This window comes from Burkholderia mycopellens (assembly GCF_964265025.1).
Lineage (GTDB): Bacteria > Pseudomonadota > Gammaproteobacteria > Burkholderiales > Burkholderiaceae > Burkholderia.
The window spans coordinates 730,849-752,472 of sequence record NZ_OZ183803.1 but is presented as its reverse complement, the minus strand read 5'-3'; the positions used below and the strand labels follow the sequence as shown (position 1 = coordinate 752,472).

Sequence of the window (21,624 nt, the reverse complement as noted above, 5' to 3'; positions counted from 1 at the left end):
TCAGCGCACCGCAATTGCTTCGAATTCCTTGTCGTGCATCACTTCCGCGACCGGGCGGCCGGCGCGCACGGCGGCCACCATGCCGTCCTGCCGCTTCGCGATACGCTCGCCCAGATCGAGTACGTCCTCGATGTGCATCGCCGGCACGAAGACCGTGCCACAGCGGTCGGCGATCACGTAATCGTCCTGGTGCACGGTCACACCGGCCATCTGCACCGGCGTGCCGGAATCGACCTGAACCACACGGTTGCGCGCGCTGATCATCGTGACGCCGCGCCCGTAAACCGGGTAGCCGATCGATTCGCTGCCTTCGATGTCGCGGCTCGATCCGTCGATCACCGAACCGCGGATCCGCCTCGCGGTCGCCGCGTTGGCCAGGATGTCGCCCCAGCAGGAAATGCCGTCCGCGCCGCCGGCGATCACGAGCACGCGGTCGTCCGTGACAACGGCGTCGACGACCGGCGAAATGAGATGCACGGTCGGCCTGGCATCCGTCTTCGGACCGAGTTGAATGGTGCTGGCCCGCCCGACGACTTTTGGGCATGCCCACAGCGGGCGCAAACCGACCGTCGCACCGGGCAGGCCCAGAAAGTCCAGCGCATCCGACACGGTGTTCGTGTCGAGCGCGGCAAGGCGATCGAGAAAGGAAGGCTGATCCATCACGCGGGTCCCCGTTATCAAGTGGGGCAATCGTCGCCTCGGCAGCGTGGTATGTAAATTTCGTATTTCGTATCTGCCTGATACGATTTCAGGAATACGGAAGGTACGCCGTCGCCGGCTGGCGGCGGCGATAATGCCGTCGTCACGGAGGCTGCTCCGGTGACGGCATCGGCATCATTTCACCCTGGACGCACCCGCCATGAGCAATACGATCGACTACCGGCTGATCCGGCAGCTCTGGATGTTCCTCGCCGTCGCCGAGGAGCAGCATTTCGGACGGGCGGCGAAGCGGCTGAACATGTCGCAACCGCCACTGACCGAGCAGATCAAGGTGCTGGAACAGTCGCTGAAGATGCAGTTGTTCCATCGCTCGCGGCAGGGAACGCAGCTCAGCCCCGCGGGTGCGGCGATCCTGCCGGCCGTCAGGCAATTCGCAGAGCAGGCCGAGCGGCTGCAACGCGTGGTGCGTGAGGTCGCGGCCGGTCAGTCGGGCGTGCTGCACGTGGGTGCGATTACGTCCGCGATGCTCGATACGGTCCCGCCGTTGCTGGATGCGCTCAAGCGCGCGCATCCGGATTTGACCGTGTTCGTCAACGAGATCGACAGTGTCGACGCGATTCCCGCACTGGAAGCCGGCGAGCTCGATCTCGCCTTCGCGCGCGTCGACGGCGAAGTGGCGAACGGCATCGCGACGCTGCCGCTCGCGGAGGATCGCCTCGCCGTGGCGCTACCGAAGAAACATCCTCTTGCCGCGATGCCCAGCATACGGCTCCGATCGCTGATGGGCGAGCAACTGATCATGTCGGCGCGGCAAGTCAGCCCCGTCTACTTCGACATGCTGATATCGGTCTGCCGCACGCATGGCCTGACGCCGCGCGTCGTGCATGAAGTTCGATCGGTGACGTCGCAAATTGCGTACGTCGGTTGCGGTCAGGGCGTGGCGCTCGTGCCTGCTTCAATGCGCAAGCTGGCGCCGGAGAACGTGATCGTTCGCCCGCTGAAGGAAAAGGTCATGGTCGTGACGGCAGCAGCCGTATGGAACACCCAACGTCATCATCCGATGGTCGATGAAGCGCTCGACATGCTGAAAAAAAACCGTGCGCGCGTGAATCGCGCGGCACGGAATGCATGACGACGATCACGACGCCAGCGCATCGTCGACCTTCACCGCATACGCCGCCTCCCGCCGCCGCAACCGCAGCGCGATCAACGCGGCCAGCACCGCCAGCGCCACACTGGCCAGAAACCCGCCCGTATAACCGACCTTCGCGGTGAGCGACAGGATCGTCGACGACGCGATCAGCTCGCCGAGATCGCGCGTGCTCTGCACGGCCGTCACGTCGGTGCCGGCCTGGTCGCTGCCGCCCGCGAAGCGCATGCCGGCCGTCATGATCGACACCGACGTGATGCCGGTCGCCAGCGAGCCGAGTACCGTGCACAGCCATGCCCACGACGGCGACACCGGCAGCCACCCGCTCGCCTGTGCGAACCACAGCAGCGCGGCCGCGCCCGCACAGCTCACGCCGGCCGTAAACGCACGCCACAATCCGAGCCACCGGACGAGCCACGCGCCGCCGCCGCAACCAAGCACGACCGTCACGATGCCGCCGGCCATCCCGAGCTTCCCGATCGCGTCGAGCGACCAGCCCGCGTCGTTGAGAAACAGCTTCGACAGGCCGAAGCCCGATACGGCCGTCATCGCCGACAGCAGCGCGAGCGACAGCAGCGACCACGAACGCGGCCGCTTCGCGAAGCGCACGAGGCTTGCGTTGTGTTCGGCGTGCACGCGTGCGCGATCCGCATCGCGCGGCAGCACCCACAGTACGCACGCAAGGCTTGCGAGCGGCACGGCGGCCAGCGCGAGAAACGCGGCGCGCTGCCCGAACAGGCCGATCAGCGTCAACGTGCCGGCGCCGCCGCCGAAGAAGCCGATCATCACGCCCGCGATCTGGATCGCGTTGATCTTCGCGAGCGTGTCGCCGCGGAAGTGCTCGGCGGCCATCCCGTCGTTCGCGATGTCCTGCGTCGCGCTCGCGAGCGACGCGACGGCCAGCAGGCCGACCGCCCATCCGGCCGTCGCGACCGTCATGCCGATCTGCGCGAGGCTGCCGAGGCACAGCACGACGAGCGTCTGCATCGGCAGCATCCAGCTGCGCCGCCGGCCGATGCGCGGCGACCAGCGGTTGTCGACGACGGGCGCCCACAGGAATTTCACGACCCACGGCAAGCCGACGAGCGGCAGGAACGCCAGTGCGTGAAGCGGCGCGCCGTCGTGGCGCAGCAGGGTCGGCATCGCGTCCATCGCAATGCCGATCGGGATTCCCTGTGACAGGTAAAGCAGCGTGATCGTGATGACCAGGCGGCGATGTTCGAGCAGATCGCGCATCGGAGTCTCCAGTTGCATGACATTAAAAAGGTTCGACGCGGGCCGGCACGCGCGCGGTCCGCATCGCGCCGCGGCGCGGACGACGCGCGGCACGCAACAGCAATGCGCCGAATGCGACGAGTGCCGCGTCGATCGGCCAGTACACGGGTTCGCCCGCGCCGAGCAGCGCGATCGCGCAGTGCGTCACGCCGGCCAGCCCGTACGCGGCGCCGGCCGCGCGCATCAGCCTGCGCAGCCATGCCGCGCGATCGGCCACACCGGCCGCAAGCGCGACCGCACCGCCCCACACGGCCCAGAACAGCATCGCGAGCGCATGGTCGACGTGCACGCCGTCGGGTAACGCGCGCCCTGCGAACAGCAGCACGCCGCCCGCGAGCACGAGCCCGCCGCATATGCCGACGGCGATCGCCGCCAGCACGTTCGCGGCGCGATCCTGCTGCGCCCGCCGCCGCTCGATCCACAGATGCAGCCCCGTCGCGCACAGCGCGCACGCGGCGAGCCCCATCAGGAAATGCACGACGCGCAGCACGCCGTCCATCGCCCCCACCCAGCCGTATTGCGCGAAATGCAGCGGCTGCACCGCGATGAACGTACGCAGCCAGAAGCCGCGGCCGCGCGACGTGGCATCCGCGAGCCATTGCCCGTCCGCCGCGCGATACAGGTGCCGCTCGAACACCGCCGTACTCGGCAGGCCGGCGGTCGTACCGGCAATCTCGACGCGCGCGTTCGCGTCGCCCCAGCCATGCAGCACGACCGCTTCGGGTCGGAAATCCGCGATGCGCGCCGCGTCGCGCCGCAGCAGCGCATCGAGATCGGGCGGGCGTCGCCACGCGTCGCCAGTTGCGGCGGGCGGCGGCCCGCCGAGCAGTTCGGCGAATGCGCGCTGCGGCTGCCCCGGATAGGCGACGCCCGCGAGCGACACCGTGCCGAGCGCGCCGAGCCCCGACAACGCGCCCGTGAACGCGAACAACACGAGCCACGGGGAGCCCCACAGGCCGATCCACGCGTGCAGGTCGAACAGCGCGGCGCGCAGCCCTTTATCGCGCCGGATACGCGCCGCGTCGGGCCAGCGCCGGTGATGCACGACCAGGCCCGCGACGATGAGCACGAGCAGCACGATGCCCCACAGGCTCACGAAGATGCGCCCGGGAAAGCCCGCGAACAGCGTCTTGTGCAGCGTGACGAGCAACGCCGCGCGTGCGCCGTCGACCAGCCGCTCGCCCGTCGCCGGGTCGAGCGCCAGCGTGCACGCCTGGCGCGCGTCGCAGAAGCGGATCGCCGGATCGTCAGGTTGCGGCAGCACGATGCGCGCATCGCGCAACGAAACGCCGAGCGCCGCGGCACGCGCGACGAGCGCATCGAGCGGCAGCGACGGCCGCGCAACGGCGACCGGCGGCGGCCGCCACCAGCCCTGCATCGAATCGAATGCGAGACTCCACGTGCCGCTGAACAGCACGACGAACAGCACCACGCCGAACAGCGCACCGGCGCCGCGGTGCTGCGCGCGCCAGCGCGAACGCGACGAAGCGTCCATGTCAGCGCCCTCCCCAGAGCATCGCGCAGGGCACGAGCACCGCGAGCCATGCCCCCGCGCGCCACGCAGCCTGCCGCCGCCCGGGCGCGACGAGCACCCACAGCAGCGCGGCGACGCCCGCGGCGAGCGACAGCAGCACGGCCGCGTAGAGCCGGTTCAATCCGTCGGCCGGGTAATGACGGGCCAGCGTGACCGCCAGCGCGACCGAGCCCGGCAGCACGCCGCCGATCGCGAGCGCCGCCCGCGTACCCCAGCCGCCCGCCATCAGAACTGCCCGCGCACGGTCAGCATCACGTTGCGCGGTTCCCCGTAACGGTTGTTCCAGCCCGGGTTGCTCAGGCTCAGGTAGTACTTGCGGTCGAACAGGTTGTTGACGTTGACCGCCGCGCTCCAGTGCTTGTCGTAGCGGTAGCCGAGCCGCACGCTCGCGAGCGCGTAGCCGCCCTGGCTCATCGTGACGCCGTTCGCCTGCGCCGAGTAATTGCTCTGCACCTGCACGCCGCCGCCGATGCTCCAGCGCCGCTCCTGCCACGGCAGGTCGTAGTTGGTCCACAGCCGGAACAGGTGGCGCGGGTTCAGCAGCGGCGCGAACGACGCGCCCGCGTTCGCGAGGTTGTCCGCATAGCGCATCGTGTCGTACGTGTAGCTCGCCCACACGCTCCACCACGGCGTGATGCGGCCGTTCGCCTCGAACTCGAAGCCCTGGCTGCGCACGCTGCCGCCGTTCACGTAGTAGCAGTTCGGCCCCGCGCACGGATGCGCGAGATCGACCTGCGGGTTGTTGTCGAGATCGATGCGGAACGCCGCGAGCGACACGTTGAGCTTGCCGCCCGCCAGTTCACCCTTCACGCCCGTCTCGTAGGTGCGCCCCTTCACCGGCGTCAGGATGCCGCCGCCCCACATCGACTTGGTCTGCGGCTGGAACACCTCCGCGTAGCTCGCGTACCACGACCAGTCGCGCGCGAAATCCCAGATCAGCCCGCCGTACGGCGTGAACTGGTGGCCGGTGTTGTAGTGCGCGCCGAGGCTGTCCTGGTTCCACCAGCTCATGCGGCCGCCGAGCACGAGCGTGACGGGTTCCGCGAGCTTGATGCGGCCGAGCCCGTACACGCCCTTCTGCGAAACGTCGTTCTGCTGCGACTGCTGGTACGGGCCAACGTCCGGCTCGGGCACGCTGCTCGGGTTCCAGCGGTACACGTTCACCGGCGTGCCGGCCACGTTGCCCAGGAGTTGCGCCGACATCTGCCCGCTGCTGCTGTTCGCGTAGGTCACGCCGAACAACAGGTCGTGCGTGAGTCCGAATGCATGCACCGGGCCCTGCACGTTCGCATCGAGGCTGCGGCTGTAGCTGCTGAACTGGTACGCGCCGCCCGTCAGCGCGCCGCCCGCGCCGGTCGCCGGGTCGATCGCGCCATACGAGCCCGCGTATTTCAGGTCCGAGCGCACGCTCTGGTATTCGCCGCTGACCTTCGCCTTCCAGCCGGCGCCGAGCTTCTGCTCGAGCGACGCGAACGCGCGCGTCGTGTCCCAGTCGAAGTGGCCCCACGCGGTGTCGAGGAACGTCGAGCGCGACAGGCCGAGGCTCGACCCGTCGCGCGCCATCGGCACGCCGGACATGTCGGGCACCGACCGGGTCGTCTGGTATTGCGCGCCGAACGTGAGCAGCGTGTCGCGCGTCACGTCGACTTCCGTGATGCCGTAGATCGACCGCGTGTCCTGCTTGGCGTGGTCGTAGAAGAAATGGCGATCCTCGTAGGCGGCGACGAGCCGGCTGCGCACGGTGCCGGCCGCATTGAGCGGCCCGCCGATGTCGGCTTCCGCGCGATAGCGGTCCCAGCTGCCGACGCTCACGCTCGCGTTCGCGGAGAACTGGTACTGCGGCCGCTTGCGCACGAGGTTGACCGTCGCGGCCGGGTTGCCCGAGCCGTGCAGCAGGCCGTTCGCGCCGCGCAGGATTTCCACGCGCTCGTACACGGAGATGTCCTGCGGCGCGCTCGCCATGTCGCCGATCACGACCGGCACGCCGTCGAATTCGAACGAATCGACCTTGAAGCCGCGCACGAAATACGCGGTGGTGAGCAGCACGTAAGGCTGCACCGTCACGCCCGCCGACTGCTGCATCACTTCGTCGAGCGAGTACAGGTTCTGCTGGTCGATCCGCTCACGCGTCGTCACGCTGACCGACTGCGGAATCTCCCTCAGCGCAAGCGGCATCTTGCCGACCGTCGCGACCGACGGATCGTCGGCCACGCCGCGCGACGCGGTCACCGAAATCGCCTTCAGCTCGCCCGCGGCGGGCTTCACGGCGGTCGTTTCCTCCTTCCGGACTTCCGCGTCGGCCGCCGGCGCCGCATCCGCGAACGCCGCCGCCGGATGCGCGGCGATCAGCAGGCCCAGATACAGCGACTGGCGCCAGCACCCTCGCCGCAAACGGGCGACGCGCGCGCCCTTCGTCCTTGATCTCCCAGGTTCCAGCACCTCGTACCGCATTCACGCCCCCGTATTTGATAATCATTCTCATTATCAAATAGAACCGGCGGGCGCTTTTTCGATCGAGGGGCTTTTCCTATCGATCCCGGGCATGCCGGATCGCATTGTTCACGTCAGTGTTCGGATTCGGCCGGTCGCGCTTGCGCGTCCACGTCCACGTCCACGTCCGCTTCGGCGGCCGGTGGCGCGTCGGACGGCCGTCCGGCGCGGGCGAACGTCGCGTACCAGGCATCGGTCTCGACCAGTTGCGCGTGCGTGCCGGTCGCCCGCACCCGGCCCGCGTCGAGCACGACGATCGTGTCGGCGGCGGCCGCGAGCGCCGGCTGGTGCGTGACGACGATGCGCGTGCGCTGCCCGCGCAGCGCGACGAGACTGTCGCGCACGCGCCGCGCGCTCAGCTCGTCGAGGCTCGCGGTCGGCTCGTCGAACATCAGCACCGGCGCACGCGCCAGCAGCGCGCGCGCGAGGCACGCACGCTGGCGCTGCCCGCCCGACAGCAACTGGCCGCCCGGCCCCACGTCGGACTCGAGCCCGTCCGGCAAGCGCTCGGCGTCGCGCAGCAGGCCGACCGCGTCGAGCGCGGCGCGCAGTTCGGCGTCGGTCGCGTCCGGGCGGCCCATCCGCACATTCCACGCGAGGCTGCCGCGGAACAGCCCGTTGTCCTGGAACACGAGGTTGCGCGTCGCGGCGAGCGTCGCCTCGCTCAGGTGCCGCACATCGGAGCGGCCGAGCAGCACGCGCCCGGCGACGGGATCGTCGAGCCGTGCAAGCAGGCCCAGCAGCGTGCTCTTGCCCGCGCCCGTCGGGCCGACGATCGCGACGAAGCCGCCCGCCGGGCAATGCAGGTCGACGCCGTCGAGCAGCGTCGCGCCGCTGGCCGACCGGTAGCCGACGCGCACCGCGTCGACGCTCGCATCGTGTACCGGCGTGCCGCGCTCCGGGCTGTCGAAACGCGGCGCATGCAGTACCGCGAGCACGGTGTCGAGCGCGCGCCAGCCGCCGCGCAGCGCCTGGTCGAGCTGGGTGAGCTGCGCGAGCGGCTCGATGAAGCGAACGAGCAGCACGAGCACCGCCACGGCCGTCGCGGCGTCGAGCCGGCCGGCCGAGACGGCCCACGCGCCGCCGACCAGCATCGCGACGAACACGCCCTGCACCGCGCCCGCGAAACCGAGCTCGATCGGCAGCGAGCGTCGCATCAGCGCACGGGTGCGGCGATGCTGCTCGTCGAACGCGCGCTGCAGCGCCGCGCGCGCGTCACCTTCCTGGCCCGCGAAGCGCAACAGCCCCTGATGCGCGGCGAAGGCCTGAAGCTGCACGGCCATGTCGCGATCGCCGGACGCGCGGGCCTGTTCGAAGGCGAGCGTCCGTGTCCCGCCGCGTTCGAGCAGCGTGAACAACAACACGGCGGCGGCCGCGAGGCACAGCGCGATGCGCCAGTCGATCCACACGAGCCCCGCGACGACCGCGAGCGGCGTCACGACCGCGCCGATCAGCGGCCCGAGCAGGTGCGCCGGCATCCCCATCGCCTGCATGACCGGCCCGCGCAGCAGCCCGGCCGGATGACTGTCGCGCACCGTCTGCCACGACGCGATGCGCGGCAGGTGCCGCACGAGGCGTTCGACGAGACCGGCCGCGAGCGCGCCGCCCGCGCGATAGCCGCCGCGCTGCGCGACATACAGCACGAAGGCGTGGCAAAGGGTCAGCGCGCCGAGCGCGATCGTCCAGTGCAGCACGGCCGCAGGCGCGCCGGCGAACCATGCGCGGATCAACGGCACGAGCAGCAACCCGCAGGCGCCGTCGAGCAACGCGGCGGCCACCGCCCAGCCGACCCCGCGCCACAGCGCGCGGCGGGTTTCGGAGGGCAGGCACTGCAAACGTTTGAGCGTCTTCGTCATCATGCGGCCTCCCCGCCTGCGGCACCGCGTTCGCGCCATAGCCGCGCATACAACCCGCGCGCGGCCAGCAGCGCCGCATGCGTGCCGCGCTCGACGATGCGGCCGCGATCCATCACGAGAATCTGGTCCGCATGCCGGATCGCGTCGAGATCATGGCTGACGATCACGCGCGTGCGCGCGTCGCCGCGCAGCGCATTGCGCAACGCACGCCCGGTTTGCGGATCGAGCGCCGAGGCCGGTTCGTCGAGCAGCAGCAACGGCGCCGGCGACAACCACGCGCGCGCGATCGCCAGCCGCTGCAGTTCGCCGCCGGACAACCGCACGTCGCGCCCGCACACGCAGTCGTAGCCGCCCGGCAACGCGTCGATGCGTTCGTCGAGGCAGGCCGCGCGTGCGGCCGCGCGAATCGCGTCGCGATCGGCATCCGGCCGGTAAAGCGCAATGTTCGCGGCAATCGACACGTCGAGCGCGGCGGCCTGCTGGAACACCATCGCCACCTGTTCGCGCCGCGTATCCGACGCGAGCAGCCGCAGATCGGCGCCGCCGAGCCGCACCGTGCCGTGGTCCGGATCCATGAAGCGCGCGAGCAGCATCAGCAGCGTGCTCTTGCCCGCGCCCGACGGCCCGACGATCGCGGTGGTCGTGCCCGCCGCGATCGTCGCATCGATGTCGCGCAGGATCGACGTACCGTCGATGTCGACACGCACACCGCGCAGCTCGATCGACGCGTCGCGCGGCACCTGTGCGGCGCCATCGGCCGGCTCGGGCAGGCCCGGCTGGGCGAGCAACGCATCAAGGCGTGCAGCGGCCGCTCGCGCTTCGCGCAATGCGTCGGCGCCGTGGCCGAGCGCGCGCACCGGCGCGGCAACCGCCCAGATCAGCAGCGCGAACGCGCACAGTTCACCGACCGGCAAGCGGCCTGCCGTCAGCCCCATCGCACCGAGCATCACCCACGCGAGCAGGAACGGCGTGCCGAGCAGCACCTGCGTGCACGCACCGGGCCCGCCGACACGGCCGACCCACGCCGAAAACGCCTGTTCGAAGCGCCCGGTCGACTCCAGCGCGGCCGCCTCGATGCCGGCGCCCGGGTACTGCCGCACGAGCGCCGGGTTCTGCGCGAGCTGCGCGTAGTCGCCCATCAGCCCTTCGAGCGCCGCGTTGCGCGCCGCGACGGCCGGTGCGAACCGCGCCGAACGCATCCAGCGAAACAGGGCGACGCCCGCGACGAGCGGCACGAGCGCGAACGCGAGCAGCGCGGGATTCAGGTAACGCAGGCACGCGAGCGCCGCGCACGGCACGACGATCAGCTGCGTGACGTCGGCCGGCGCATGCGCGACGAGCTGGTGCAGCGCACGCACGTCCTGGTCGACGTGACGCGCGACGCGATCGCTGCCCGCACGCGCGAACCAGCCCAGCGGCAAGCGTTGCAGATGATCGGCGAGGCGCCTGCGCAAGCGATCGGCGAGATCGGCGTCGACACGGTGCGTCAGGTGCAGCGCGACCGTCTGGCCACCCAGCCAGCACCCGCCGGCCACCACGGCCGCGACGAGCCAGCCGCGCGCCGATGCGTCGAGCTGCGCCGCCGCGCGCCACGCGTCGGCGATCCGGCCGAGCGCGAGCCACGGCACGAGCGATGCGACACCCGCCAGCGCCTGCAGCACGACCGCCGCCACGAGCGGCGCCGCGAACGGCCGCAACATCGACAGCAACGGCCCCTTCATGCGGCACGCTCCAGCAGCATGCCGAGCGTGGACGCGCACGCGTCGCCCGGCGGCGGCTCCGGAAAACCGAGCTGCATCGTCAGTTGCTGCCAGACGCGCGTCACGTCGATGCTGCGCTGGTTGCACGCCTGCAGCCCTTCGCCCGACACGAGCCGATCGACCGCGCGCACGGCCGCCTGCGGCCAGCCGCGCGCATGAATCGCGCCCCACGTGTCGCGCGCATCGTCGCAGATCTGGATGCTCGGCATGTCGCTGCCCGCCGCGTCGCCGAAGATCGGGAACAGCCCGTTTTCGTCGATCTCCGGTTCGCGCAGCGCCGGCGCCCACCACAATGGGCCATGCGGCGACGCGAGTGTCCACGTGCCGGCATCGGTCGTCAGCGTGATGCCGAACAGCATGCTCATGCGGCCGTCGTCGGCGGCCGCCATCTCGTTGTGCACGCGCAGCGAGACCGGCGTTTCGGCCAGCACCATCGCACATTCGCGCATCGACGACAGGGCCGGCCCGATCGGTTCGACCGACCACGGGCCCACGCCCTGCAGCGCGGCCGCGAGCACGTCGAGCGCCGCGAAACTGGCCTGCACCGAGCACACGACATCCGCATGCACCGGCGCACTCGTCTCGCGCAGCCGCCGCGCGACGGCGATGAAGCGGGAGACGACCGGCAGGTTCGGATAGAAGCTGTTGAGCAGGCAGCGGCGGCCATGACGCGACGCGGTGCGCAGCACGCGATCCCATTCGCCGGGCAGCAGCGGATGCTCGATCACGACATCGATCCCGCGTTCGAGCAGCCGGCACGCGAGCGCGGCCCCGTCGGCGCCGCGCGCCGCGCCACCGACCGCGACGCATGCAACGCGGACGTCGTCGGGCAGCGCTTCCGGGCTGTCGAACACGGGCGCGCCGACGCGCGCGGCCAGCGCGGCGGTGCGCGCACTGCCTTGCCCCAGGATGCCCGCGACGCAATACGCATCGGACGCGGCGATGCCCGCCGCATAGAACTGGCCGAAGCGGGAGCCGGCCACGACGACCGGCAGCGGATGGACCTTCATTGCGCCTCCTTCAGGCGGGTGTCGACGAACGCGGCATTCAGGCAGTCGAAATGACCGCCGGGGATATCGACGGGCGTGATGCCGCCGAGCGCCTGCGCCGTCCAGTATTCGGTGAGCGCCGCGCGCTGCTGCGGAATCAGCGGGTTGCAGCGCTCCGGCACGAACAGCCGCAGCGCACCCGCGTAAGGCGCGTCGCCCGCCCAGTGGCTCGCCTGCACCGAATGCATGAAGAGCCGGTACAGCCGTTCGCGTTCGTCGAGCAGCGGATGCGCGACCTCGTCCTGCATCGACAATCCGGCGGCCGCGCGCAGCACGCGGCGGCGCAATGCGTCGAGCGGCTCGCAGCGATCGCCGAAAATCTCCAGCTGCGCCTGCAGGCTGCCGGGCGCGAGACGCGCGGGGTCGGCCTTCAATGCGTCGGCGAGCGCGTCGGCCAGCACATACGTTTCCGGAAACCCGAGCGCGTCGAGCGGCAGCCCGAGCGTCGCCGCGAAGTTGAACAGCACGAGCCGTTCGTCTTCGATCAGGTACGGAATCCGGTAGCTCGACACGATGTCGAGCGTGCGCACTTCGACGCCAAGCTGCACCAGCGACTTCGCCATTTCGAGCGCGACCAGCCCGCCCGAGCAGTAGCCGAGCACGTCGACCTCGCGCACGCCGGTGCGCCACAACGCATCGGCATAACGCCGGCCGAGCGTCGCGTTCAGGTGGCGCGCCGGCACATCGAGATAGTCCTGCGCGTCGCGCACCGCGAAGCCGAGCACCGGGCCGAGCCGCGCGAGCGCCGGCATGACCGGACGATACGCATGCACGGTGCCGAGCCCTTCGTGCACGATGACGCGCGGCACGCCGTCGCCCGGCGCCAGCGGAATCGGGCGCACGCCGGCGCGCACGCGGGGCGCAGGCGCGTGGATCACCGCCGATGCGTGAGTCGCGCGCGGGACGGCCGGCGACGGTGCGCCCGCCTGCGGCTCGCCCGCATCGCGCAGGCATTGCGCGAACGCAGCCGGCGTCGGTTGCGCGAGCACCCAGCGCAGCAGCCGGTCGAACGGATGCGCTTGTGCAAGCGGTTCCTCGCCACGCAGTCTCGACACGAGCTGCGCGATCAACAGCGAATCGCCGCCCGCGGCGAAGAAGTCCTGGTCCGGCGTGACGTTGCGCGTATCGAGCACGGCTTCCCACAAGCCGATCAGCCGCGCCAGCAGCGGATCGGCGGCAGTCTGCGCGCGTGCCGGTCGAGCGGCCGCCGGCTCCGGCTCGCGGATGTCGGCGATGCCGGCCAGCGTACGGCGGTCGACCTTGCCGTTCGCGGTCACGGGCAGACGGTCGAGCACACGCAATTGCGACGGCAGCATGTAGCCGGGCACGCGCTCGGCGACGAACGCCAGCAGCGCTTCCGGCGCGATGCGCGCCGCGCCGCGCTTCACGTGCGCGAGCAGGATGTCGTAACCGAGCACGTCGAGCGGCGTGCCGGGCGCCACGCAACCCAGCGCACGATCGCCCCCGTCCGACTGCAACCATTCGAGCCACTGCGCGCGCGGCACGAACAACCGCGCCGACTCGGCGCGCGCGTCGCTCGGCGTTTCCATCATCAGCCCCTGGCTGATGCTGATCTCCGGATGCTCGGTCGTCAGCTCCTGGATCACCCACCATGCATCGGCCGCCGACAGCGCACGCAGCCCGGCGACCAGCGCGACCGTGTCGCGCGCATTGTTCAGCGCGCCGGAGCTGATCATGACGTCGATCGAATGCGGCGCGATGCCCTGCGCGTCGAGCGGCGCATTCATGTCGAACCGCACGAACCGCATCCACGGATACGCGGCGAAGCGCTCGCGCGCCGCCGCGAGGAAATAGCTCGACACGTCGCTGAACAGGTAGTCGATCCGCACGCCCGCTTCGACCAGCGGCGCGAGCGCGTCGACGATCGTCCGCGTCGCCGCAGCCGTTCCCGCGCCGATCTCGAGGATTCGCCATGGCCGCTGCGGCTCGCGTGCGACGATCGCGCGGACGGCCTGCGCCATCCCGTCGTGCAGTGCGTGCGCATGTTCGCCGTCGCTGTACATCGCGTCGGCGATATACGATGCGCCCTCCGGGAACATCAGGCCGGCAGGCGACACGCTGCCGTCCACCTGCACGTCGATGCATCCCGCGCTGTCGCGGAAGTAGTCGACGAGGACGGCGGGCCACAGATCGGGCGGCGCCTCCTTCGCAAACGCGTCCCAGCATGCGTGCGCATCGGCGTGGCGGGCATCGGGCCGCAGACGCCAGCCGCCAGCTTCGGCATCCGCATGCAGCACGCCGTGCCTGTCGAGCATCGCGAGCCAGTGGCGCAGCAGATGCTGCCGAGCCGCCGGCACGCGCAACCGTTCGCACAACGTCGCAAAATCCGTCGCGGCATCCTCGGTCAGCGCGCCCGCCGTCACGATCCACGCGGCCAGCGACGCCACGCAGGCCGCTTCGAGCTGGGCGACCGACCGCGCCACGTCCATATGTGCAGGCCAGCGCGCGGCGTCGAACGCCATGCGCACGTGCTGCGCGATCTCGTGCAGCGCGTCGTCCTGCGCCAACGTCGACGGCTCCGCACCGTGCAGCGACGCGAAGCTCGCGAGCCTGCGCTCCGCGCCTTCGCCGAGCACGATCGTCGCGGCCGCGCCGACGAGCGGATGCGCGGTCAGCGCCGCATCGATCTCGGCTAGTTCGATCCGGTAGCCGCGGATCTTCACCTGATCGTCCTGCCGCCCGAGGAATTCGAGCGAACCGTCAGCGCGCACGCGGCCAAGATCGCCGGTGCGATAAAGCCTGCGCCCGTCGCGATGACGGATGAAGCGTTCAGCCGTTCGCACGGGATCGTTCGCGTAACCCGTTGCAAGCCCCACACCGCCGATATGAATCTCGCCCCGTACGCCGGGCGGGCATGGCCGGCCGAGCGCGTCGAGCACTTCCATCGTCTGCCCGGTCAGCGCGCGGCCGTACGGAATGCTGGCAAGCTGCGTGTCCGCCGGACAAATCGGATGCTCGATCGACCAGATCGATGCCTCGGTCGCGCCACCCAGGCTGAACAGCGCGCTGTCGGGCCAGCGCCGCCACCAGCGCGTGGGCAGCGTCACCGGAATCCAGTCGCCCGACCACAGCACGCGGCGCGGGCCCGGCACCTCGAGCGCCGGTTCGCCTTCGAGGTAGTCGATCAGCATCTGCCCTTGCGCGGGCACCGAGTTCCACAGCGTCACGCGGTGGCGCACGATCAGTTCGGCCCAGTGCGACGGATCGTTGCCGCGCGCCGGATCGGGCAGCACGACGCATGCGCCGCGCGCGGTCGCGCCGAAGAAGTCGTAGACGGACAGGTCGAAGCTCAGTTCGGCCAGGCCGAGCACCACGTCGCCGTCGCCGACTCGATGGCGCGCGCTGATGTCGGCAAGCGTGTTGCACACGGCCGCGTGGCTCAGCATCACGCCCTTCGGCTCGCCGGTGGAACCCGACGTATAGATCACGTACGCGAGCGCATCGCCGTCGATATCGCGCGCAGCGCGCGGTGGCCATTGCGGATCGACCGGCAACGCGTCGATATCGATGCGCACGCAACCATCATGTTCGAAGTCGAGCGCCTGCACGCTGACAACCGCACGCACCCGAGCATTGCGCAGGATCGCCTGTTGCCGCAGCGCCGGCTGGCGGCAGTCGACCGGCACGTACGCGGCACCCGCCTGGACGATCGCGAGCACGGCCGCGAGCTGGTTCGCGCACTTCGGCATCAGCACGGCAACGGTGTCGCCCAGGCCGACGCCGGCCTGTTCGAGTGCGGACCGCAGCGCCGCGGCGTGTTGCGCGACGTCGCGATACGTACGCGCCCCCTGCGCATCGATCACCACCGGCGCATCGGGCGTACGCAACGCCTGCGCGGCGAAGCCGGCCGCGATATGCGTGTCCGCATCCGGGTGGACATCGGCAACGGGTGCGTCGGACGGCAGCACGATGTCGCCCGCGCGCAACCACCATTCGGCATCGGCGGCGAGCCGGCCCAGCAGCGCGACGTACGCATCGAACATCGCCGCGGGCATCCGGTCCGGAAACAGGTCGTCGCGCACGTCCCAGCCGATTTCGAGCCCGCCGAACTGGTCGGTCACCTGGCAGTCGAGCCAGACCTGCGGCGTCTGACTGATCATGTAGCGCGGCAGCTCGGCGCGAGACGGGTGCTCGCCGAGCAGGCGGCCCACACTGCCGATGCCGCTCGTGAACACCACCGGCATCAGCGCCGCATCCTTGCCGCGCCGCCGCGCGAGTTCGCGCATCACGTCGACGCCGGTAAACGCGCGATGGTCGAGATCGTCGAACATCCGCGCGCCGATCGTGCGGGCGCGCTCGACGAAATCGCGCCCTTGCGTCGCGTCGACCGCGAGCAGGCTCAGGGCGGTGAAATCGCCGAGCACCGCGTCGATGCGCGGATGCACGGGCGGACGGTTCAGCACCGTCAGGTTCAGGCAAAACGCGGGCGACTGGCTCCAGCGGCCGACGACCTCGGCGAACGCGGCCAGCGCGACACTTGTCGCGCTCAGCCCGAAGCGGCTCGCGTGGCCGCTCAGCGCGGCCCATTGCGCACGATCGAGCCGCGCATGCCGGTGCGTGAAACGCGGCCGCGCGTCGGCACGCCTCGCGGGCACCACCGGCAGATCGGGGCGCGCCGGCAGATCGTCGATGCGCGCCAGCCACCACGCCTTGTCGCGCGCCTGATCGGCGCGCGTGCCGGCATGAGCTTCATTGACGACATAGTCGCGGAACGTCGCGTCGAGCGGCGCGGGCTGCCATTGCGGATCGTCGTAACGGCGCCGCCATTCGGCGAGCAGCAATTGCAGGCTCGCGTAGTCGATCAGCGTGAAATCGACGGACAGGTGCAGCACCGCGCCTTCCGGCCCGAGGCTCACTTCCGGCTGCAGCACCGGCCAGCGATCGAGCGCGTGCACCGCATGGTCGAGGCGCTCGCGCACGCTGCCTACATGCGCGTCGAATGCGTTCGCATCGGCATCGCGCAGGTCGTGCACCGTGAGCGGCTGCCACGGCACGTCGGGCAGCACGCGCTGCCATGCGTTGTCCTCGACGATCGCGCGCAGCATCGGATGCCGCGCGACGCACGCATTCCACGCCGCCTCGAAGCGCACGCAGTCGAGATTCGCGGGCTCGCCGTATTCGACGTACAGATGGCACGCATTGCCGCCGAACTCGAACGATTCATGCCGGCCAAGCACATACGCGGCCTGCACCGGCGTCAGCGCGAACCGCTCGTGCCGGCGCGCTGGATCGCTGCGCCACGCGCCGCCCTGCAGGAAGCGGACGAACGCGTCGCGTTCGGCCTTGATGCGCGCGGCCAGCTCCGCATCGAGCGCGCCGGCCGGCGCGCGATAGCGCAACTGGCCGCCGTCGTCGCACCACAGTTCGATCTGGCGTTCGCGGCAAAGATCGAGCACGTCATCGAAGCTCACAGCACGCCCTCCTCGATCGCGGCGACCGGCGCGCCGCCGTCGGCCTTCGACGCAGGCGCCGCCGATGCCGCCTCGTCGAGCTGCGCGGCGAGACCCGCGAGCGTCGGCTGCCGGTAGAATGCCGCCATCCCGATCCGCACGCCGAGCCGCTCGCGCAGTTGCGCAAGCAGGCGCGTCGCGAGCAGGCTGTCGCCGCCGAGCGCGAAGAACGTCGCGTCGCGCGCGTTCGCCGGGCGGCCAAGCGCGTGCTCCCAACACGCAAGCAGCGTCGCCTGCCGTTCGTCGGCCGGCACGAACGCATCGTGGGCGGCCGGCGCATCGCCGAGCGCTCGCGCAAGCGCGTCGCCTACCGCCCGTCGATCGATCTTGCCGTTCGCGTTGAGCGGCCAGCGCGCGATGCACCACAGCGCATCGGGACGCATCGCGTCGGGCAGCCGGTCGCGCAGCCAGTCGGCCAGCGCCGCTTGCGGGGCCGCTTCGCCGACACGGCGCGCGTCGATGCACGCAAAGGCGGTCGAGCGCCAGCTCCGGGAATCGTCCAGCGCAAAGCCGCATGCGTGTGCCGCCGACGCCAGCGCATCGTGCGCAAGCGGCCGCGGCAGCGACGCATCGCCCGTCACCCCCGCGACGAGCTCACGCAGCGGCGAATCGCGCAGCACGTCGGCGAGCAGCAAGTGGCCATGCTGCGCCAGCAACGCTGCTGCGATCCGGAACGTGTCGCGCGGATCGTCACGCAGGTGGGCCGCCGCGAAGCTGATCGCGTAATCGAACCGGCCGAGATGGCGCTCGGGCAGCAGGCCGTCCTGCATCGCCTGCAGCGTCGGCGTCGTGTGCACGAAGTACGCCTGCGCGTTGTGCAGCAGGCCTGGCGACGCGTCGAACAGCGTCACGTCGAAGCGCGGATCGTCAAGCACGCCGAGCCCCGCATCGAACCATTGCCCGGCACGCGCGTCGAGCACCGCGACCCGCACCGGCTCGGTGTGTGCGGCGGCCAGGGCCTGCAGCGCATCGCCGAACTGGCGCAGCGCGCGTGCGCCATCCGGCAGACGCGCCGCGAACGCGAGCGGCGCGATCCGCGGATCGAGCGGCACACGCCGCGCGGCGCCTTCAGGGTCTGCGGCGAGCACGCGCAGCGAGCCGGTCAGGTCGTCGAGATCGGCGGCATGCCAGCCGAGCAGATCGAGCGCGCCGTCGATCGAAATCGCTACGTCATCCTTTGCATGCCCATGCGCGCGCAACGACGGCGGCCAGCCCGTATCGCCGTCGAGCAGCCGATCGGCGACCGCGCGCGCGACGGCTGCTTCCGCGTGCACGGTATCGGGAAGGTCCGCTTCCGCGAGCGCGGGCGATGACGACGTGGCATCCGCTGCGCGATCGGCCGGCACGAACGCAGCCGCGATACGCGCGGCTTCGCCGCCGACGACGCTCGCGCACGCACCGTCGATCTGCGGATGCGCGGCCAGCGCCGCCTCGATCTCGCCCAGTTCGATCCGGTGCCCGCGCACCTTCACCTGGCGATCCTCGCGCCCCAGGAATTCGAGCGTGCCGTCGGGCCAGTAGCGGCCACGGTCGCCCGTGCGATACCAACGGCCCGACGCCTGCTGCACGAAACGCTGCGCGGTCAGCTCGGGATCGTTCCGGTAGCCGCGCGCGAGACTGTCGCCGCCAATCAGCAGTTCGCCCGGCACGTAATCCGGTACATCGCGGCCATCGGCGTCGACGACACGATAGGCCTGCCCCGGCAACGGCCGGCCATACGGAATCGAACGCCAGTGCGGCGGCACGTCGCGCACCGTCTGCACGTTCGACCAGATGCCGGCCTCGGTCGCACCGCCGAGCGCATGGAAAGCGCAGGCGTCGCCGCACCGTTCGCGCAGGCGCGCCGGCAGGTCGAGCGCGATCCAGTCGCCCGACAGCAGCGCCGCGCGCACGCTGCGGCACGCGTCGGCCGCAGCGGGCACCGCCAGCGCCATTTCCAGCAGCGCGGGCGCCGAATTCCACAGCGTCACGCGATGCTGCGCGATCAGCTCGATCCAGCGCGCCGCGTCGCGCGCGTCATCCTGGGTCGGCAGCACGAGCTCGGCGCCGGCGCCGAGCACGCCGAACAGGTCGTACACCGACAGGTCGAAATCGAGCGCCGATACCGCGAGCAAACGGTCTTGCGGATGCACGCCGAGCAGCGCATCGATCGCATCGATCGTGTTGAGCGCCGCCGCGTGCGTCATCTCGACACCCTTCGGCACGCCCGTCGAGCCGGACGTGTAGATCACGTAAGCGGTCGCCTGCGGCGCCACAGCGAGCGGCGCGGCCAGCGGTTCGTGCCGCATCAGCGCCGCGATGCCGAAATGCGGCAGCGGCGCATCGGCGAGCGTCGCGTCGCCGATCGCGGCCTTGACACCGGCCGCGCGCTCGATCAGCGCCTTGCGCGCGGGTGGCTGAGCGATATCGAGCGGCACGTAGCACGCGCCGGCGGCCAGCACGCCGAACACCGCGGCCACCTGTGCGGGCCCGCGCGGCAGGCTGATCTCGACGGCGTCGCCGCGACCGATGCCGGCCGCCCGCAGGCCGCCCGCGATCGCCAGCGCCTGCGCAGCCAGTTCGCCGCGCGTCACCACCTGCTCGCCGCAGCGCAATGCGACGGCCTCCGGCTCGCGCGCGGCCGATGCGAAGAAGTCGGCATGCAGCGTGCGCGGCCGCGCGGGCGCGGGCACCGCGTTGAGCGCATCGCGCACGCGCCGCTGCGCGGACGGCAGCTCGACCGCGATCGGCAGCCGCCAGTCGCGATCGCACAGCGCCTGCACGAGCGCGACATATGCGCCGAACATCGCATCGATCATGCCGTCGGGAAACAGGCCGTCGACGCTGTCCCACGCGAGCAGCGCGCCGTCCGGCACGCGATAGAGCTGATGATCGAGCCACACCTGCGGCGTCTGCGAAATCATGTCGTGCAGATCGCCGAACACGCGCGCGAACGCGTCGGGCACGAACGGCGCGTCGCCGAGATTGCACGAGAACACGACGGGCGCTGCGCGCGGCGCGCCCTGCCGGCGCGCGTCGCGCAGCACTTCGAGCGCCGGATAGGCAGCCTGTGCGATCGCGCCGTGCAGCCGCTGCTGGAACGCGCGCACCGTGTCGGCCGCGCTCGCGTCGGCGCGCATGTCGCATTCGACGAGCAGCAGCGTCGTGAAATCGGCGATCACGCGGCCGAGATCGGGCGCATCGCCGTGCCGGTCGAACAGCGGCACGTTGAGCAGGAACGCCTGCCGGCCGCTCCAGCGCGCGAGCACCGCGGCGAACGCCGCGCCGAACACCGACGACAGCGTGACGCCATGCTGCGCGGCCCGCGCCTGCAGGCGCGCGAGTTCGGCCGTGCTCAGCGTATGCGCGACGCGGCTGAAACGCGGCGCACGGATCGTTTCCGGCGCACGGGCAAGCGGCAATGCCGGCCCTTCCGGCAACGCGGCAAGCCGCGCCTGCCAGGCGTCGCGCGCCGCGGCCCGCGCGGCGCGCGTATCGGCCGCGCGACGCGCGAGCCAGGCCGGGAACCACGTCGACGGCGCATCGGGCAACGCCGAAGGCTCGGCATACGCGGCGCCGATCTCCTGCATCAGCAGCCGCACGCTGTCCACGTCGGCCGCGAGCAGGTCGACGCTCAGCCACACGCGATCCTCGCCGCCGGGCATCTGCACGAGCCCCATCATGAAGACCTGCGCGTGCTCGACGTCGAGACATTCGTGCGACCGGCGCGCGCGCAGCAACACCCATTCGGCTTGCGCATCGGCGGCCGTCCTGTCACGCCAGTCCGCATGCGCGAACACCGGCGCGTCCGGCGCCGCGACGATCTGCTGGCGACCACCGCTGAAGCGCGCGCGCAGCATCGGATGGCGCGCACGCACAAGTTGGCACGCCGCATCGAGACGAACGGGATCGATCGCGCGGCTGCGAAACTCGAGGAACGCGTGACAGCTCACGCCGCCGAGCACTTCTTCGTCGCTGCGGCCAAGCCAGTACGCCTGCTGGACCGCGGACAAGTCGAACGGCGCATGCACGTCGACCTCGGCAACCTCGGCCGCCCCGACGTCGGGCGCCGCGGGTGCGACGCGCGGCGCATTCGCGAGCAGCTCGGCCCACGCGCCGAGCGTCGGCGTGCGCGCGAGCGCATCGAACGTCAGCGCGTAGCCGAGGCGGTTCACCCGCGTCTGCAGATACATCAGCCGGATTGAATCGAGGCCGCAGCTCAGCAGGTCCTCGTCATCGTCGAGCGACGCGATTTCGCCGACGGGTTCGTCGAGCAGCTCGGCGATCATCGCGACGAGCTGCGAGCGAAAGGCTATGGGAGAAAAACGGGAAGGATCGGAATGATCGATGCTGGAATCGACAGCGGTCTGGCTCATGGGCACGCCTTGTATGGGTCGTTC

The 21,624-nt window shown here is 70.8% G+C and carries 11 protein-coding genes; 1 reads left to right on the top strand and 10 read right to left on the bottom strand.

The window, feature by feature from the left end; translation table 11 throughout:
• Complete coding sequence (locus ACPTTC_RS21620) at nucleotides 1-660, bottom strand: RraA family protein (RefSeq protein ID WP_423393836.1); 660 nt, start codon at nucleotides 658-660, stop codon at nucleotides 1-3.
• A gap of 199 nt (nucleotides 661-859) precedes the next feature.
• Between ACPTTC_RS21620 and ACPTTC_RS21615 the strand changes: the two genes are divergently transcribed.
• Complete coding sequence (locus tag ACPTTC_RS21615) at nucleotides 860-1,792, top strand: LysR substrate-binding domain-containing protein (RefSeq protein ID WP_423393835.1); 933 nt, start codon at nucleotides 860-862, stop codon at nucleotides 1,790-1,792.
• 6 nt (nucleotides 1,793-1,798) lie between these two features.
• On the opposite strand, the gene ACPTTC_RS21610 is transcribed toward ACPTTC_RS21615, so the two are convergent.
• The 9 genes from ACPTTC_RS21610 to ACPTTC_RS21570 form a co-directional block, all read right to left on the bottom strand.
• A complete protein-coding gene (locus ACPTTC_RS21610; protein WP_423393834.1) occupies nucleotides 1,799-3,046 on the bottom strand; it encodes a RhtX/FptX family siderophore transporter in 1,248 nt (415 codons plus the stop codon).
• Nucleotides 3,047-3,068: 22 nt separating this feature from the next.
• Complete coding sequence (locus ACPTTC_RS21605) at nucleotides 3,069-4,580, bottom strand: PepSY-associated TM helix domain-containing protein (protein WP_423393833.1); 1,512 nt, start codon at nucleotides 4,578-4,580, stop codon at nucleotides 3,069-3,071.
• Nucleotide 4,581: 1 nt separating this feature from the next.
• A complete protein-coding gene (locus ACPTTC_RS21600) occupies nucleotides 4,582-4,845 on the bottom strand; it encodes a hypothetical protein (protein ID WP_175953185.1) in 264 nt (87 codons plus the stop codon).
• Nucleotides 4,845-7,070, bottom strand: coding sequence for a TonB-dependent siderophore receptor (locus tag ACPTTC_RS21595; RefSeq protein WP_423393832.1), 2,226 nt, complete (start codon nucleotides 7,068-7,070; stop codon nucleotides 4,845-4,847). Before ACPTTC_RS21595 ends, ACPTTC_RS21600 begins: the two co-directional genes overlap by 1 nt.
• Nucleotides 7,071-7,183: 113 nt before the next feature.
• Nucleotides 7,184-8,965: an ABC transporter ATP-binding protein gene (locus tag ACPTTC_RS21590; RefSeq protein WP_423395695.1), complete on the bottom strand. Its 1,782-nt coding sequence runs from the start codon at nucleotides 8,963-8,965 to the stop codon at nucleotides 7,184-7,186.
• The gene (locus ACPTTC_RS21585) at nucleotides 8,965-10,686 is read right to left on the bottom strand and encodes an ABC transporter ATP-binding protein (protein ID WP_423393831.1); all 1,722 of its coding nucleotides are present in this window, start codon (nucleotides 10,684-10,686) and stop codon (nucleotides 8,965-8,967) included. The genes ACPTTC_RS21590 and ACPTTC_RS21585 overlap by 1 nt, the downstream gene beginning before the upstream one ends.
• Nucleotides 10,683-11,735 (bottom strand): Gfo/Idh/MocA family oxidoreductase, encoded by a 1,053-nt coding sequence (locus tag ACPTTC_RS21580; RefSeq protein ID WP_423393830.1) that lies wholly within the window; start codon nucleotides 11,733-11,735, stop codon nucleotides 10,683-10,685. The genes ACPTTC_RS21585 and ACPTTC_RS21580 overlap by 4 nt, the downstream gene beginning before the upstream one ends.
• Entirely contained in the window at nucleotides 11,732-17,206 is a 5,475-nt protein-coding gene (locus tag ACPTTC_RS21575; RefSeq protein WP_423393829.1) for an amino acid adenylation domain-containing protein, read from the bottom strand. The genes ACPTTC_RS21580 and ACPTTC_RS21575 overlap by 4 nt, the downstream gene beginning before the upstream one ends.
• Nucleotides 17,203-21,600, bottom strand: coding sequence for an amino acid adenylation domain-containing protein (locus tag ACPTTC_RS21570; RefSeq protein ID WP_423393828.1), 4,398 nt, complete (start codon nucleotides 21,598-21,600; stop codon nucleotides 17,203-17,205). The genes ACPTTC_RS21575 and ACPTTC_RS21570 overlap by 4 nt, the downstream gene beginning before the upstream one ends.
• Between the last annotated feature and the right edge of the window lie 24 nt (nucleotides 21,601-21,624).